Raw genomic sequence first — 17,915 nt, forward strand, 5'->3', positions numbered from 1 at the left:
ATGCCTGTTTTTTGTTTCTATCATTTTTTCTTTTTAGATTTAAATGGTTCTTTTGCCATTAATTCAATTTCATGTAGTTCTGTTGGATTTTTATAATCGATGCTGTAATTTTTCACACGCTTATTGATCGGATAAATTTCATATCGGAATTGCATTGGCACAGTTGTTGCAACTTCTTCAATATGTTTTTGGAAAATCTTAAATTGGTTCGCACGATAATATTTATCAAATGCAGAGGGAGAATCAATATTTTGAATTGTCTTTTCTAAAAGATCAGAAGTATAACGACTGAAATTATATTGATCTGATGCTCCATACAAACCAGATGGTGAAGGGTTTGTGCCTGTTCCCCATGCCCCCATGAAAACATCGATTTCCGGATGATCAGCTTTTACCATATCGTAGAATGAGTTAAATTCGATTAATCGCCCCGTTGATAATGTGACATTTAACCCGACATCTCTCCAGTTTTGCAAATAGTACGCTGTGATTTCTTCCTGCACGGAATCACCTGACATGGAAGCTAATTTAATTTCTAACTTTTTTCCCTTTGGATCTTCGCGGAAGCCATCTCCATCCACATCTTTATAACCAGCCTTATCGAGAATTTCCTTTGCTTTTTCTGGATCATATACATAACCTTTTAAAGACTTATCATAAAACGATTCAAAAACTGGTGGTATTAATGAATTTGCCCGTACCCTCAAACCATTATAGAGCACTTCAGATACTTGTTCGATGTCTAAAGCATAGGCCATTGCTTTTCGTAAGTTCACATCGCCCATTTTTGATCCGTCTAAATCCGTTACAACAGTATTTTTTTGATAATCATATTTCCCTACTTTAAATCCAAGGTAAGAGTAAAAAAGTTCAGGTCGACCTAAAATCGTAATATTGTCATAGCCTTCGATTTCCGGCATTTTCGTAGCATTGAAATGTTGGATAATATCATATTTACCGGTACCAATTGCAACAGATACCGAACTCGAAGGAACCACTTTTACTAAAACGCCATCAAGCTTTGGCTCACCTTTCCAATAATGCTCATTCTTCACATATTGTACGGATTCCCCTGGAACAATTTTCTCTACTTTAAAAGCGCCTAAAGTAACTGGATTTTTGCGAACCGCATCTGATTGCAACAACTGATCAACTGGAATATTCCCAATTTGATGACTTGGTGCAGCATACGTCCATAGACCATCACCACCATAAAAAATCGATGGGGAAAGTTGTTTAAAACTGATTTCAATTGTGAAATCATCCACTTTCCTAATTCCAGAGATTGTTTTAGCTTTTCCTTCATGATATTCTTTTGCACCTATAATATTTTGGAACTCTGAATTGTATCGCACACCAGGATAATCTTTATGCCCAATAATATGGTAAGGCAAGATGACATCCTCAATCTTTAACGGCTGACCATCAGACCATTTTACACCTTCACGAATTGTGACTGTTACTTTATTATTTTTTTGATCAACATATAAGGATGCAATTCCTTCATTAGTAATCATGAAATTTTCATCCGTTTCAAAAAGAGAATTTGAAGCCCAAGACATCAAATCTGCATCATAACCGTCTTCATATAACTCCCAAGAAAAAATCCCTTGAAACGGTTCATCTTTCACCATGGCAACTCGCAAGACTCCTCCATCAATTGGCTTTCCTTCATTCGTTACCGCCATTGCAAAGGGTGAATTTGAACTTGGTGCAGCAGTTTCAATTCGTTTTTCGGATTTACTAAAGGCTGTTAAAATGAACAAGGTAAATATTATGGTTGCAAGTAACATCCATCGAGTAATTTTCATAATATTCCTCCCTAGTACATCTACTGGCAAAGTTAATTAGTATTATTATTATCCTAACCGCTGTTTTGAATCCGCAGATCTACGCAATGCTTGACCAACATAATTGATTGCCAACATCATAAACAAAATGAAGATAGATGCTGGTAGCCAAACCCACCAATATTGTTGCAACACAAGTGGATTATTCGCGTGGCTAACAAGTGTACCAAGCGATGGAGTAGACATTGGAAGACCAAATCCTAAATAAGAAAGCCCCGTTTCAATCCCTACATTTCCAGCGAAGTTTAATGTCATTTCTACAATAATGATTGAACTCAAATTTGGTAAAATGCCCGTGAAGATAATAACAAAATCATTCGTTCCAAGTGTTTTGGATGCAAGGACATAATCTCTTCTACTTTCAGTTAATGTCTTTGAGCGAACGAGCCGCGCAGTACCTGTCCATAAAAACATGCTCATAATAAAGATAAAAGAAGCTACCGTATACTTCGGAACGACTGTAACAAAAACAATAATTAACATTAAAGATGGAATCGTAATGAAAAAATCAATTATTCGCATAAAAAGATTATCGATCCATCCTCCAAAGTATCCACAAATTAACCCAACAATAACCCCAAAAATGCCAGTTATTATTGTAATTGCCATTGCTATGAAGAGAGAATTTTTAGCACCAACAATCAGTTGCCCAAGTATATCTTTTCCACCTTGGTCTGCTCCAAATAAAAACTTTCCTCCTGGTTCAGCGTATCGGTCTTGTAAGTTGATACGCATTAAAGCTTCTTGGTCAATAAAAAGGTATGACCATATAAAGACTCCGCAAATCACGATAACAAGCGATACAAAAGAAAAAAATGCCACTCTATCTTTTAAAAACTCTCGAAAGATGACTTGTAAACCTGTTGGCGGAGCGTTTTTCGTATATTTTTTGCGTTTTCTTTTAGCCATCCTATAACCCCCTACTCGATTCGAATGCGCGGGTCTACAATACTCATAATTATGTCGGATAATAAGCTTCCTAATAATGTTAAAAAACCATATAACATTACGAGTGCTGTAATGACGCTATAATCCCTAGAAGCAATGGAAGAGACAAACAGTTGCCCCATTCCTGGAAAACCAAAAATGGTTTCAATAAAGATGGAGCCACCTAATAATCCCGTAATGGTAAACCCTAAAAATGCTGCGATGGGTAATAAACTATTACGAAAAATATGTTTTGTATAAACTTTCTTTATAGGAATGCCTTTACTTCTGGCTGTACGAACATAGTCCATTCCTTTTGCATCGATAATTTCAGAACGTAAAAATTGAATAATTCCCGTTGTGCCGAGAATCGCATAGGTAATAGCAGGCAAAAGAATATGGTGGAATTTACTCCAATAGTATTGGAGAGTGCCTGAACTGTATTCGATATCCACACTTCCACTTGTAGGAAACCATTCAAGCTTGTAGCCAAATAAAAAAAGAAACAACAGTGCTAATACAAATGTCGGAATTGCATAGGTAATAAAACTATAAAGAATAATTGTTTTATCTAATCGGGAGTTTTGATATCGCCCCGCTAAAATACCTAAAGGAATTGCAATTGCATACAGTAGAGTGACACTTAATAATGATAGCCAAAAAGTATTTAAGGCCCTTTCACCAATTAAATCCCCAACATCCCTTTTAAATGTGTAACTAATCCCAAACTCCCCATGTAATGCATTACCAATCCAGCGAACATATTGTATTGGCCATGGATCATTTAAGCCTGCTTTTTCTGATAATTCTTCTAGCCTTGCCGGATCTGTTTGAGGAGTAATTAAGCCTGTGAACGGATCTCCCGGCATAAATTTTGCAAGGAAAAATACGAGGATACTTAGGACAAATAATTGTGGAATCATAATAATAAAACGCCGTATGATTGTTTTTCCCAATGTCATATCCCCCCTTTCTGCATCGGTAAAGTAGCTGCTACATGATGGGTATTACTGATAGGTATTAAATCTAGCACTCTCTCGTTTTCATCAAAATAATTTTTATATTGTTCTTGATAATAGTTTTCTATTTTAATACGCTCCCGTTTCCGCCTTTCTCTACCAATTGGTGTAACTTGTGGTATTGCAGAAAGTAGTCGTTTCGTATAAATGTGTTGTGGATTATTGTAAATATCATTTTTTGTTCCTGATTCCACAAAACGACCTTTATACATAATTGATATGTAGTCACACATATGCTTTACGACCCCGAGATCATGGGAAATAAAAAGATAACTTAATCCAAATTCACGTTGAATATCCTTCATGAAATTTAAGATTTGAGCCTGTACGGATAAATCCAGTGCTGAAACTGGTTCATCAGCTATAATCAATTTCGGATTTGTCGCTATCGCCCGTGCAATTCCTAATCGTTGTTTTTGACCACCAGAGAATTCATGGGGATATTTATATTTTGCATCTTCTGGCATTCCTACGATTTCTAGTAATTCACTTATCTTTCTCTCTTCTTCTTTTAGTGATAGTTTTAAAAAGTTTTGAATTGGCTCTGCAATAATATCTCGTACTCTTTTTCGAGGATTTAAACTTGAGTGAGCATCTTGGAAAATCATTTGTACATCCCGATTGAAGGAAGATTTTCGCTTCGTTCTTTTATTTGTTACATTGACCCCTTCATAAATCACCCGACCAGAAGTAATCTTTTCCAAACCAATAATTGCCCTTCCAGTTGTCGATTTCCCGCATCCCGACTCTCCAACAAGTCCATATGCTTTTCCACTTTCAAATTCCATTGAGATTCCATCCACAGCACGGATAGTATCAACTACTTGATTAAAAATCCCACCACGAACTGGATAATGAACTTTTAAATCTTGAATTACCATAAAGCTCATGAATTTCTCTCCTTTTTAAAGTGAAATTCTTTATAGCAAGTACAACGAACAAAATGTTCTGATGCCACTTCATGAATTTGTGGATTCTTTTCATGTGCTTCTGCTTTTATCCAAGGAATGCGGGATGCAAATCGACAACCCTCTCTAGGTAAATTTATTAGGGAAGGAACAATCCCTTGAATTACATTTAAACGTTCTGATGACGAACTCATCTGTGGAATGGAATGAAACAATGAGCGAGTATAAGGATGCTTAGGATGCAGGAATAATTCCTTTACTGGCGCTTCTTCAATAATTTCACCTGCATACATAACTGCTACACGATCAGCAACTTCCGCTACAACTCCCAAATCATGGGTAATTAGAATAATTCCAGCTCCTGTTTCATGTTGAAGCGTTAGCAATAAATCTAAAATTTGCGCTTGAATTGTCACATCAAGGGCTGTGGTTGGTTCATCAGCTATAAGTATTTTAGGTTTACATGCAATGGCAATCGCAATAATAACACGCTGTCGCATCCCTCCTGACAATTGATGTGGGAATTGCCTTGCAACACGTTCAGGGTTTTGTATGCCAACTTGTTGCAATAACTCTTGTACTCTATTTTTTCGCTCTTCAGCATTTTGTTTTGTATGATAAATTAACCCTTCCTCAATCTGATCTCCTATCCGCATGAGTGGATTTAAAGATGAAAGGGGGTCTTGAAAAATCATTCCGATTTCTGGACCACGAATTTCATTTAATTGGTCTTCCCCCAAGGTTAGAAGATTTTGATTTCTATATAATATCTCTCCATAAACACGGGTACTATTTGGATCGTGTAGACCAATAATAGATGTTGCCAACGTACTTTTCCCACAACCTGATTCCCCAACAATTGCAAGGATTTCATTTCTTTTTAAAGTTAACGACACGCCATCTACCGCATCGTAAAATTCATCATTAATCTTAAACCCTATATGTAAATCTTTAATTTTTAATATTTCTCCGGTGCTTTTCAAATGAATTCTCCTTCCAACTCATTTTGAAATTCGAATCATTCATCATATGAAAAAACTCTATGCAGTATGAAACTTGTTCTCTTCTAAAGGTATATTTCTCCATGATTCTATTTATGATTGTTAAAAGATTAAGTTTAAAAATCGCTCAGGAGTTATGAAAATAAAAAGAGTGTCCAAAAAGTAAAAACCTTTTGGACACTCCGAGATAAATCTCTTAAGTTGCGGTGGTCGCATCAAAATGCCACCATCCTAGAAGCAATGTGGCCGTCTGAAAAGAACTTTTTTTAGACGGCCCCTTGTATCTTATTTTTCTAACGCTCTTTTTCGTTTACTACGTCTCATCATCGCAACAATGAACGAAATAAATAGAACATAAACAATAGCTAATAAAACAATATACAATTTATTAATACCAACTTTATCGATAACCTGGAAAACTTCAACAACTTCACGATCTAATACGATAGGATAAATGCCATCATCATTTGAACGAATTACATCACTCTCTAACATACCGCGTAGTTCTTTATCTTCACCAATGTCGTCAGCTGAGATATCGACTCTCGTTGTTTTCCCAGTATTGTTAATTACAACAATCCATCTTTCATCATCCGAATAGCGTTCGAATGCTAAAAAACCATTTTCATTTTTAATTAATTTAAACTCACCACGACGCAACGTTTCAGACTTGTTTCGTAAGGTTTGGATATTCGCAATATAGTTCACTAATTCATCATCTGTTTTAAAGTTATATAGTTGGTGAGCTTCTGGACCAGCTTCACCATTCATTGCAATCTCAGTTCCATATTGCATAACTGGTACACCAGGTAGTAATAGTGTAGAAGCCACTGAAAGTTTAAGTCTTGTAGGTGGAAAGGCTTCTACATCCAAAACAAAGCGATCTGTGTTTAAGTTGTCTATCATTAATTGCGTTGGTAACCCTTCCCCTTTTGCAAAAGGCTCAACATGTTTTAATTGGTTGGAAGAATCTTGGTCAACATTTTTATAAATGTTACGGTAAGTTTCATGATTTTCATCGTAAAAAGTCGCATCGAAATTTGCATCACTTTCTTCATTAGAAATAACGTAAATTTCATTATTTACTTTTTTGATTGCCTCAATCATTTTATTAAGAAAAGCTGTATCTGCAATATCAAGATTCGTTAAACGAACGCCTCCAATATTATATGTAGAAATAAAATTAACCACACTATCAATTAAAGCATCTTGCACATCTACATTTCTTAAATCCCATCGAATTTTATTACCAGACTTTCCAACAATCCAATCAGCTTTTGATGGATCTTTTGCCCATTCGTGATTGGCGCTAACATTCGTTAAAGGAAAATCAATCATCGCCTTTATTTTATTTTCATTCAATGTTTTGATTAAGGAAGTAAACTCTTCGCTTGTCCCAAATTGTGGTTCTATTTCTGAATAACTAGTCGTCATCGTCCCGTTATAAGTTTCAGTAGCAAAAACAGAACCTAATGATAGAATTGAAAAGCCCATTTGAGAAATGAGAGATAATTGTTGTTCTATACCTTTAAAGTCTCCCCCAGCAAATTTTGATGGGTCTAGTGGATCAACCTTGTAATCGTTTTCTCCAGTTCCATTAAAATAACGGTCTACTAAAACATCATATATACTTTCGTCTGCAATTGATTTTGTTACCTCTGCTTTTGCAATGGAAGTTGTATTTAATGTAGTAGCTAACAAGATCGATGCAGCAGTTGCACAAATCCATTTTTTAAATTTCAAATTATCCCTCTCCTTTAAACATACCATCGACATTTTACCAAAAAAAAAAGAAACACGGCTATCATTTCTATACGAATTAAACATTTCTAATGTAAATAAGACAAATCAGTGACAACATAATTCAGAGTAATGTTTTACTTTTCTTGTTTCATTCTTTCTTGAAGTTGTTTCACTTGTTCCTGAGATAATAACCCATCCACAGAATGATTATCTCCATTTTTTTGTATAAAAACAAAAACAATAAATAGAACAATTAATAGAAGTATGAATATTAGCATGAGGATAGGTATCATGTTTCTCGTCCTTTCTAAGAGAAAAGCCTCTTAATCCATACAATTATAAACAAAAAAAGAAAAATCGCAAAGTACGTCCTGTACCCAGCGATTTTTCTTTTATGCTAAGAAATTCATACCCATTGGTAATTTAAATCCGTAGAATAATACTGCAAATAGGAAAATAGCAAATAAAATCCAAAATACAGTAGTTGGCTTGTTTTTCTTTTGTCGAGTTAATACCATTTCCATCATACTGATTACCAGAATACCAAGTAAGAATTTAATTCCATAATCCATACCCATACCATAGTCCATCGCTTCAATAAATAGAGCGCCACCAGTAATGATAATTAAAATATAAAATAGACGTAAAGCCATGTGTATACCTTTAGATTTTGATACTAAAGCACCCACAAAGAAAAGTACAAGTGCAACTACCCATGTTGTAATGTGTAGATGCGTAGAACTTGTTAAGAAATCCATGTTTTCCCCACCTTAATTTTCTTTTACAGCATTATCCTACCATAGTACTGAGTGGGGATTCAAATATAATAGTCTATCTTAAACCTTTATAAAATTTATAAATAGGTTAGTAGATTTTTATTCAAATTTATTTGATAAAGTTCCAATTCCTTCAATTGAAATTTTCACTTCATCTCCAGCTTTTAAATATACTGGTGGCGTCATTCCTTTTCCAACCCCTGCAGGAGTACCAGTTAAAATAACATCTCCAGGCTCTAAAGTAACATATTGTGAAAGAATTGATACTAACTCCTCTACTGAAAATACCATATCTTTTGTTGAACCATTTTGACGGATTGCACCGTTAACCTTCGTTACAATCGTTAAGTTTTGAGGATTAGGTATTTCATCTTTCGTTACAACATATGGCCCTAATGGACAAGATCCATCTAAACTTTTACCTAAGAAATATTGTTTGTGACGGTCTTGTAAGTCACGTGCTGTAATATCGTTTGCGATTGTGTAGCCAAAGATATAATCTAAAGCTTGATTTTTCGCAATATTTTTCCCAACTTTTCCGATGACAACTGCTAATTCACCTTCATAGTCTAGTGAGTCTGTTTCGCTTGTATGAATTGGTAATACTTGTCCGTCTGCTGCAATTGATGTAGGAGATTTTGTAAATACTACTAAATCGGTAGGAGCAGCAGTAGCACCCATTTCTTTTGCATGTTCATCATAATTTTTACCAATACATAAAATGTTTTTCGGAGTTCTTGGAATTGGTGAAAGCCACTCGATTTCAGTAAATGCGCGTTTGAATGATTCAACATTATCCGAATTTTTAGCTGCTTCTACTAATTTACGAATCTTTTCAACAAAATCAAAACCTAATGCAACCCCATCAATGATATTAGCAGGGAAAGAAGGTAGAACATTCAGCTCTTCTTGAATCGCAACAACATCCCAAACAGCTTCTTCTTTTTTAACTTTTGGACCAAATTTTACTTCTCCATTAAACTTAAAAGATAAAATCTTCATAGATAAAGGCTCCTTCTTTAATTCCTACGTTTAAATTGTTTTCACCATCTATTTGTGGTGAATTGATCAACAAAAAGATTATTCACTTTATACCATCATACATGAAATATTCCGAAATTGCTTACTTTTCCGGCAATATTTTTTTGTAAGTTATACGCTTTATTGCCATTTCTAGTGGACCTTGTCTAAATTTGATAAACCAAATTTCCACAAAGATAATTTGTACTACATAAATACTAATTGCGATAACCGTCCCCATTTGCACATCGACTTGTCCATATAAACTAAAACCAAAATTATAGAATAAGATTGTACAAATAATGGATTGCATAATGTATAACGTAAGAGACATACGACCAGCTTTTGCAATTGGTTTAAGTAGTTTATTAGCAATTGGTATTAAACAAATACTTACAATCAACGAAATATACCCAATTGATAATAGAGGACCACCTACATACACTTTTAAATAATCTAATAAATACGTACGAGTAAATGTATATGGTGCACTTTTAACAAATAGTCCCACTGAGACAAAAATAATCGCCATGATAATCCATACGATTTTTAGCTCTTTTGCTCGCTCAATTAATCGCCATTTTGCAAATGCAGCACCAATTAGCATGTAAGGTAAAATTGTCAACAAAGACATAATCCACATATCAAAACCCAATTGTACAGATAGATCACTTAGTCTTTGGGTAAATGCATCTGTCCAACTACCAACTCCATAAGCGGTAATGGCACTATTAATCATTTCTATATCTAATGCAGGCTTTTCCACTTCCGTACTTGCAATCCCCGTTAAGAAATAAATAGCTAAAATAAAGAAGTGGAAAAATCCGTTTATAACTAATCCAAAAGTTAATAACCATCCACCACTAAAACGGATAAACAATAATAAGAAAAATCCACATACTGCATAGGTTGCTAAAATATCTCCCCACCAAATTAAAAAGGCATGGAGTAAACCAAGAATTAATAAGATGACTAGTCTTTTGGGTGCAAATTTATAGAAATTAACCCCTGTTTCTTGAGATTTCATAAATTGCATCGCAAGACCATATCCAAAAAGCATAGAAAATAATGGATAAAAACTACTTTGTACATAAATATCGAGGTTTTGTTGCCATATAATATCCATTGCTTCAGTAAACCAATAATTTAGATCTAATATATGAGGCATTGGTAAATAGAAAGCAAACATGTTGACAAGTAGAATACCTAGTAAACTAAATCCGCGCAAAATATCGAGAGAATCGATTCTCTCATTTAAGGTTGTTGGTTGAAAATTCACATCTGTTCTCCCTTTTCTTCTACATCTTGTACTATAAGTATTTCTATTGTTATTCTACACTATTTTACTTTGCATTTAGATTAAAACAGTCTATTAATTGAACATTAATAGACTGTTTTAAATTAGTTCAACCGAATCTCTTTTTGCGCATTGTATAAATACAATATTTTTTCATCAACTTTAAGATTTAACACTGATTCAACAGCTTGGCTATAAATACGTAATTGAACACTATAACGCTTTTCCATTTCAGTTTTGAGGGCATTTTCTTCACTAAACGATGGCAAAATCTTATCAGTTTTGTAGTCGAGTAATACCCATTTACCATCCTCATCTTCAAACAAGCAATCAATAATCCCCTGTACAATTTGCGAATCTCCTGCTTGATCTACAATACTCAATGTAAATGGTAATTCACGATATAGTTGCTTGGCATGACTAAATCGTTGCCCGATAGTAGTAGCGAAAAATTGAATAATTTTCTCTGGATCAACCGTATTTACTTCTTCTTCTGTTAGTAGTTTCTTTTTTACTAATGATTGTAAATAGTTAATCACGTCATCATGTTGAGTTAGCCCCTCTTGCGGAATATGTTGCATAACTGTATGAACAACAGTACCGATTTCAGTCGGAGATAATGCTTTTTCTTGTACAAACAAAGGACGTTTATAGGCATTATTTACTTTACTTTGAAGCGTATAGGTTTCTGGTTCTTCTTCACGTTGTAAATTTTCAATCCGCTTAATTTCAGAAACACTTGTTTTTGATTTTTTAGTAATCGAGTCTTTAAATGGATACATAGCATTAAAACGTTCTTTTATTTCATTTAGAATAGACTCATCTACTTCTTCTGTTATATCATTTTGTGTTTCAACTTGTTCCTTTGTAATCGTTTTTGTAAACGTATGATTACAAATTGGGTTTACCCTCCATACCGAAGGATGTTCAATCGGTATGTATTGCTCATCACTGTACTCTTCAAAGCAAGCATGTCTTGCAATTGCAGGTCCAATCCAATCAAGATAATTTTTTGCCCGCGCGCGTACATAATCTGGAATCATTTCTTCAGGTGATAATTGTTGATATTCACCCCAAGATGCACGAGTTTTATCCCAATCCTTTACTGATCCTACCAAAATAAGACGTTCTTTTGCTCGGGTCATGGCTACATACAAAATACGCATTTCTTCAGCTTTCATTTCCAAAATCTTTTTCTCTTTCATTGCTAAAAAAGGAAGAGAAGTATACATAATTCGATCATCTGGGTCAATAGCTTTTACGGCAAGTCCAAATTGTTGGTCAAACAAATAAGGGTCACTATATTCCTTTTGGTTAAAGCTTCTGCCAAGTCCTGCAACAAAAACTACTGGGTATTCTAACCCTTTCGATGAATGGATGGTTACTAATCGAACAACGTCATCTTTTTCACCAATTGATTTTGCTTCGCCTAAATCATCCCCACGTGAGCGCATTCGATCAATAAATCGTAAAAATCGGAATAATCCTCGGAAAGATGTTTTTTCATACATTAATGCGCGGTCATGAAGCGTACGTAAATTGGCTTGGCGTTGCTTACCATTCCCCATTGCTCCAACCATTTCATAATAATTGGTATCCATATAAATCTGCCAAATCAAGTCTGCTAGAGAACCCCTTCTTGCCATGTCTCTCCAATTATCTAATTGCTGTAAAAATCGTTGAAGTTTTTCTGCTGTATTTGATTGTAATCCGCTTTTTTCCTCATTAACGAATATTTGTACCGCTTCGTAGAATGGAACTTTACGGTTAACTAAACGAATTGTAGCAAGTTCGTTTTCTGTACATCCAATAAATGGTGCCCTCAAAACAGATGCTAAAGGAATATCTTGATATGGGTTGTCAACAATTTTTAGAACGTTTAACATCACCATTACTTCTAATGCTTCAAAATATCCCTTTGAAGATTCTGCATAAAGTGGTATTCCAGCTGCTTTAAATTCCTCAACTAAATCCCCTGACCAAGTCATAGAACGCATTAAGATAACAATATCTCGATATTCTAATGGTCGAACTCGCTTCGATGGATCTTTTTGTTTTGTATCATATACGATCGTACCGCTATCCATCAGTTCACGGATTCGTTTGATAATATAGCGAGCCTCTTGTTGAGACTTTTTCATCTCTTCTTCGATTAACACGTCTAATGCCGCATCTTCAGTAGACTCTATTGAACTCGTCTTTTCATCTTCTTGCTCCTCTTGATCATCATATAAAATGGTTAATTCCACGGGAGCTTCTAACTCATTGTAGGGTGCTGCTGGCTTCAGTCCCGCTTTTTCATCATATTTGATTTCTCCAACGGTTTCGCCCATAATCTGTTCAAAAATAAAGTTTGTACCGTGAAGGACTTCTTTCCGACTTCGGAAATTGGCGTTTAAATCAATTTTTAATCCACTTGTAATTGGCTCTTCTTCAAAGGAAGTGTATTTGTTTAAAAATAACATCGGTTCTGCAAGACGGAAACGGTATATGGATTGTTTAACATCGCCTACCATAAATAAATTTCCATCGACTTCACTACCGCTTTTCACGAGTTGTAAAATCGTTTCTTGTAGCATGTTCGTATCTTGATATTCGTCAACAAGAACCTCTTTAAATCGGTTTCGGAAATCCGTTGCAACGGGTGAAGGTGTTAAAACGCCATTTTCTTTAACTGCTAAAATTTCTAAAGCATAGTGCTCTAAATCAGAAAAATCAACTATTCCCCTTTGTAACTTCGCATTTGTAAATTTCTCACTAAACGCTTCTGTTAATTCAACCAATGTTTCAATAATTGGCGCCATTAAACGAATTTCTTGTAATAGTCGCTCAGGTTTTCTTAAGAAAAAGGACTTCTTAATACCATCGATAATATCTTTAGCATGCTGCCTTTTTTTCTTAGCCTTTTCCTTCAACTCAGGATCACAATCACACTTTTTCCTAGATAAAGTCGACCATTTTAAGGTAGAGAAGAAATCATATAAATCTTGCCATGTACCATGATTAATTCGTCTTACAGCTTCATTGATTAGTGCAAAATCTAATTCCGCCGTTTCACCATACGTATATGGTCCATCTGGCTTTAATGTATATTGACGAAAATCTTCAATTTGTGCAAAGGCTTCTTCTAAACTAAATTTAATAGAATTTTTTAAAGGTCCAATAAAATCTAGTTCATCTATTGTAATTTGTTCAGGCAAAGTATATTGCTTTGGTAAGGAACGTAGCCAATTTGTCGGATTTGGATGAACGCGAGACATTTCATACAGACGTTCAATTAATGTTTCGATGGCTTGGTCATCACGGTCAGAAGTAAAACTATCTACTAAACGATATACCGCATTAACACTAGTTTCGTCCTCGTTGTCATAGGCTTCTTCAAGTACTTCAGCTAAAATATCATCTCGAAGTAAAGCTAACTCCCCTTCATTCGCAATTTTGAACCCAGGATCGATATCAATTAAATATGCATATTGCCGAACAATTGATAAACAGAAAGAATGAAGAGTTGAAATTTGAGCTTTATTCACTAGACTTAACTGACGGCGTAAATGTTGATTCCGTGGATCTTTTGCAATTTCTTTCTCCAATGCTTCTGCCATTCGATGGCGCATTTCAGCAGCTGATGCATTCGTAAACGTCACTACAAGTAATTCATCCACATCGATCGGGTTATCTATTGAGATGACCTTTTCAATCATTCGATTAATTAGTACCGCAGTTTTCCCTGATCCCGCTGCTGCGGAAACTAATGTATCTTGACCAGTTGCCCAGATTGCTTTCCACTGCTCATCAGTCCACGTCACATTTGGTCCTTTATTCGGAATTGGTAGACCCATCTTTTTTCAACTCCTCTCGTATTTTAGATACCACTTTATCCCGGCTATCAGCTTGAAGTTGATGGTAAACTTGCTCTTGGTCAGTAGGGTCGAATTGACAAACTGATTTAAAACTACAGAAATCACAAGCAGTTCTACCTTTTAATCGATATGGTCGAATACCTACTTCCCCACTCATTATCCCTTCACCAGCAATTTTATGTTTTGTTCGAACATATTGTTTAATTTCATTCATTGCATCAGGTGCTACTACCCTAGACTTTGCAACTGAAATTGCTCCATCTGTTTTAATTTGTACTGGAATAATTTTCGATGTTCCACCTGACTCTAAATTATCATCCATTGCAATCAGAGGGTCTGGATTTTCAGTAAGCAAGCCTTTCATTCTATATTTTTCCATCCGTTCAACTTCAATTGCAATTTCATCTAACTCTTTTTCACCCTTTAATAATGGGTTATGAACGTGAACATATAGAACGCCTGCTGGGTCCACTTCTCCATCAAGCCAGACGTTTGCATTTTCAACCGCAACATCTAAATAGGTTAATAATTGTAAGGAAATACCATGATATACTTCATTTAAATCTAAATCGCGACTTGATGATTTATAATCGATAACTCGTAAATAGGATTTATCTCCAACTTTTGCTCCATCAATACGGTCAATTCGTCCACGAATATTCATTTTTCGGCCGCCATTTAATTTAATTTCTAAAGGCGGTAGTTTTTCATTTGGACCAAATGCTGCCTCAATGGCAATCGGTTTGAAAAATGACGATTTTGCATGTTGAGATAATGCCATCATCGTTCTTTCCACAATACGAATTAATTTGCGTTGAATGTATCGATATCGGGCACTACTTAGTAAAATTTGATGAGAAAAAACTGGCACAATTTTTTCTACTGCTTGTCTTGCAAGTTCTGTACATTGAGCACGTGTTAAACGATTCCAATGGATGTTTAAACGATCCGTCTCTAACGTAATCCATTTTAATGCTTCATGGAAAAGGTCACCGATAGCAAAGTTCTCTAATCGATAAACCGCGCGCTCCTCAAGTTTTAATCCATAGCTAGTAAAGTGTGAGAAAGGACAACGATAGAATTTCTCTACTCGTGAGACACTTGAAGTTAACTCAGTACCATATAATTCTTCTGTTATGTTTGGCTTTAGTTTTTCTGCAATATTTTTCTTTCGTAATGGACGCATGACCACTTCTAATTCTTGCTTCCAATATGGATTTTGTTCATAAACTGACTTTAATGCCACCCATTCAGATGAAAGTTCATTCGAATATTGCGCTTGTCTTAATTGCGTCATTAAGAAAGTTAAAGATGTTCTAGGATGCTGTATATAAGAAAGAGCGTTATTTTTATTCAATTCTTCAATTGGATCAATTAATACCTTTTTATGTGGTAACGTTTTGACTCCATCAACCTCAAATAATTTATGCAGACGGTTTATATAAAGAGATGGAAGTAATGCTTTACTCTCTTCATCTGCACTTGAAAATGTGACATACAGTCTATTTGTAGGTGAAGAAAATGCACGATAAATTAAAAAAGCTTCTTGAAGCAATTTAAACTTTGTAGTTGGCGAAAGTTCAGTATCAATTTCCGCAAACCATCCACGATCTGCGTCGGTGATTAATCCTTCATAATCGATACGCATTGGATATACTCCATCATTCACGCCAATTACAAAAACGACTGACTTATTATCAAATCTTGAATATTCAACAGTCGCCACAGTTACTTCATCAACAGAAGGAGGAATTTTCGAAAACTGAAGTGTATCATATCCTTCGTCTAAAATTTGTGCAGCTTCTTCAACGGTTAATTTTTGATCACCAAACATTAGGACGAATTGGTCAAGAACATTTATCCAGCGATTCCAAGCCTGATCATGTTCGCTTGCCCCATGTAATTCTTTTTCTTCAAGTTCAGTATCCTTTAACACTTGTAACTTATCGTATATTTGCATTTCTTCAATACAGTTAAACAACGCAAATGCGATTTCACGTCCAGTTTTTGCATTCTTCAATTCCTGCTGTAATTTTTCTATTGGTTCTTTTACAATTGATTTCATTTCATCAATGATTTGCTGCATTTTTAATTCTTCGTCTGTTTGATGTTTAGAGAAAAACTCAAGTCCACGATATTTTTTGTAAAACCATCTTGAATCTTCAAACCAACGATACCCATAAATCCCTTGTGCAATAACAAAGTTTTCTAGCAGGTCTGCTTTTTCACGCATTTCCTTCAAATTACTGTTTAATGGGAAAAATAAATCCGTTTTTACACTTCGAAAAATCGGTTCATATTGCCAATTGGATGTAACAATTTCTAAAATTGAACGACTAAACTCAATTAACGGGTGGTGTAACATCGATTTCTTTTCATTTGTAAAAACAGGAATGTCGTACTGTTTAAAAATTGTATTAATGAGAGGGTCGTAAAGGTCTGCTTGTCGATACATAACCCCAATCTCTTTATAACGAACGCCATCTTCCCGCACAAGTCGACATATTTCCCGGGCAATTGCGTGTACCTCTGCTCGACGATTTGCACCTTCAATTATTTCTACAAATCCTTCAGCCTTTACTTGAGTTGGCACTGGCTCGTGAAATTGCTGTTCTATATGTTGTAAGTCATTATTGTTGTAACGATAACATGTATGTAGATGAACACGTGGCTCCATTTCAACTTTGAAATTTGCAGTTTCTTGTAATAATTTATCGTACATGACAGCTGGTCGATAAAATACAGCTTGGTCATCATACATATCTTGTTCGTTTTCGAAAGGAAGTACGATGGTTACTCGTTTAGCTAATGCCAATAATTGCTTTACAATTTCAAATTCGCGAACAGTAAATGCTGTAAAACCATCAATATAAATGTGGGCTTCTTTTAGTTTTTGTGAATTTTGTAATTGCTCGAGTAAAATTGGATAAAAACCATCACTATCAACATACTTATCCCCTAGTTTTTCCTCTAACTTTGATAGGATAATTTGTAAGTCTTTTGTTTTAGCAATTAATGTTTGGGGAGCGTTGGATTCTTCTAACCTATTTATTGCTTCATTTAAAGTTACACTATCTATGTTATATTGGCTAAATTCTTTTACCAATTGTTCAACTTCTTCAGTAAATCCTCGTTTATCTGCAGCTTGACGAAACAGTGAAAATTTGTCTTTATTTTCTGCAAGAAGTCGTCTAATTAACATACGGTATCCAATTTTATCTAATTGCTCTTTTGCTATCCCACCTGTTTCTTGTAGGATATACCAAGCTAAACGTTTGAACGTCATAACCTGTGCTCGTATAATTCCTTGGATGCCATAATTGTTCGTTAACATATACTCTGCTTGATAAGACATTTGGTCAGGGACAATTAAATAAATTGGCGGGCCGAGGGGTTGTTGCTTTAACTCATTAATAATTTCTTTATGAATAAGTGTGGTTTTACCTGTCCCAGCTCTTCCACTAATCACTCTTAATGACATATAGCTCCTCCTTCTTATCTATTAATTTAGATT

General features: G+C 35.0%; 11 protein-coding genes. All 11 read right to left on the reverse strand.

Annotated features, from left to right (window positions below; genetic code table 11):
- Positions 1–20: 20 nt before the first annotated feature.
- Positions 21–1,811, reverse strand: coding sequence for an oligopeptide ABC transporter substrate-binding protein (locus D8M03_RS06115; RefSeq protein ID WP_121213898.1), 1,791 nt, complete (start codon positions 1,809–1,811; stop codon positions 21–23).
- Positions 1,812–1,859: 48 nt separating this feature from the next.
- Positions 1,860–2,759, reverse strand: coding sequence for an ABC transporter permease (locus D8M03_RS06120; protein ID WP_121213899.1), 900 nt, complete (start codon positions 2,757–2,759; stop codon positions 1,860–1,862).
- A gap of 11 nt (positions 2,760–2,770) precedes the next feature.
- A complete protein-coding gene (gene opp4B, locus D8M03_RS06125) occupies positions 2,771–3,733 on the reverse strand; it encodes an oligopeptide ABC transporter permease (RefSeq protein ID WP_121213900.1) in 963 nt (320 codons plus the stop codon).
- 2 nt (positions 3,734–3,735) lie between these two features.
- Entirely contained in the window at positions 3,736–4,686 is a 951-nt protein-coding gene (locus D8M03_RS06130; RefSeq protein WP_121213901.1) for an ATP-binding cassette domain-containing protein, read from the reverse strand.
- Positions 4,683–5,687, reverse strand: coding sequence for an ABC transporter ATP-binding protein (locus tag D8M03_RS06135; protein WP_121213902.1), 1,005 nt, complete (start codon positions 5,685–5,687; stop codon positions 4,683–4,685). Before D8M03_RS06135 ends, D8M03_RS06130 begins: the two co-directional genes overlap by 4 nt.
- Before the next feature lie 303 nt (positions 5,688–5,990).
- Positions 5,991–7,448 carry an alpha-amylase family glycosyl hydrolase gene (locus tag D8M03_RS06140; protein ID WP_245987485.1) on the reverse strand — a complete coding sequence of 486 codons (1,458 nt, stop codon included), beginning with the start codon at positions 7,446–7,448 and terminating at the stop codon, positions 5,991–5,993.
- Positions 7,449–7,840: 392 nt separating this feature from the next.
- Positions 7,841–8,206, reverse strand: a complete 366-nt coding sequence (locus D8M03_RS06145) for a YisL family protein (RefSeq protein WP_121213904.1) — start codon at positions 8,204–8,206, stop codon at positions 7,841–7,843.
- A gap of 117 nt (positions 8,207–8,323) precedes the next feature.
- On the reverse strand, positions 8,324–9,226 hold the full coding sequence (locus tag D8M03_RS06150; protein ID WP_121213905.1) for a fumarylacetoacetate hydrolase family protein: 903 nt from the start codon (positions 9,224–9,226) through the stop codon (positions 8,324–8,326).
- 121 nt (positions 9,227–9,347) lie between these two features.
- The gene (locus tag D8M03_RS06155) at positions 9,348–10,523 is read right to left on the reverse strand and encodes a DUF418 domain-containing protein (RefSeq protein ID WP_121213906.1); all 1,176 of its coding nucleotides are present in this window, start codon (positions 10,521–10,523) and stop codon (positions 9,348–9,350) included.
- Positions 10,524–10,645: 122 nt separating this feature from the next.
- Entirely contained in the window at positions 10,646–14,380 is a 3,735-nt protein-coding gene (gene addA, locus D8M03_RS06160; RefSeq protein ID WP_121213907.1) for a helicase-exonuclease AddAB subunit AddA, read from the reverse strand.
- On the reverse strand, positions 14,358–17,882 hold the full coding sequence (addB, locus tag D8M03_RS06165; RefSeq protein ID WP_121213908.1) for a helicase-exonuclease AddAB subunit AddB: 3,525 nt from the start codon (positions 17,880–17,882) through the stop codon (positions 14,358–14,360). Before addB ends, addA begins: the two co-directional genes overlap by 23 nt.
- Positions 17,883–17,915: the final 33 nt, after the last annotated feature.

This window comes from Ureibacillus endophyticus (assembly GCF_003628435.1).
GTDB classification, from domain to species: Bacteria; Bacillota; Bacilli; order Bacillales_A; family Planococcaceae; genus Ureibacillus; species Ureibacillus endophyticus.

What these genes read in the sequence shown, in the direction of transcription:
- D8M03_RS06115 (WP_121213898.1), bottom strand. Translation starts at nt 1,811, where the DNA reads ATGAAAATTACTCGATGGATGTTACTTGCAACCATAATATTTACCTTG.
- D8M03_RS06120 (WP_121213899.1), bottom strand. Translation starts at nt 2,759, where the DNA reads ATGGCTAAAAGAAAACGCAAAAAATATACGAAAAACGCTCCGCCAACA.
- D8M03_RS06130 (WP_121213901.1), bottom strand. Translation starts at nt 4,686, where the DNA reads ATGAGCTTTATGGTAATTCAAGATTTAAAAGTTCATTATCCAGTTCGT.
- D8M03_RS06145 (WP_121213904.1), bottom strand. Translation starts at nt 8,206, where the DNA reads ATGGATTTCTTAACAAGTTCTACGCATCTACACATTACAACATGGGTA.
- D8M03_RS06150 (WP_121213905.1), bottom strand. Translation starts at nt 9,226, where the DNA reads ATGAAGATTTTATCTTTTAAGTTTAATGGAGAAGTAAAATTTGGTCCA.
- addA (WP_121213907.1), bottom strand. Translation starts at nt 14,380, where the DNA reads ATGGGTCTACCAATTCCGAATAAAGGACCAAATGTGACGTGGACTGAT.
- addB (WP_121213908.1), bottom strand. Translation starts at nt 17,882, where the DNA reads ATGTCATTAAGAGTGATTAGTGGAAGAGCTGGGACAGGTAAAACCACA.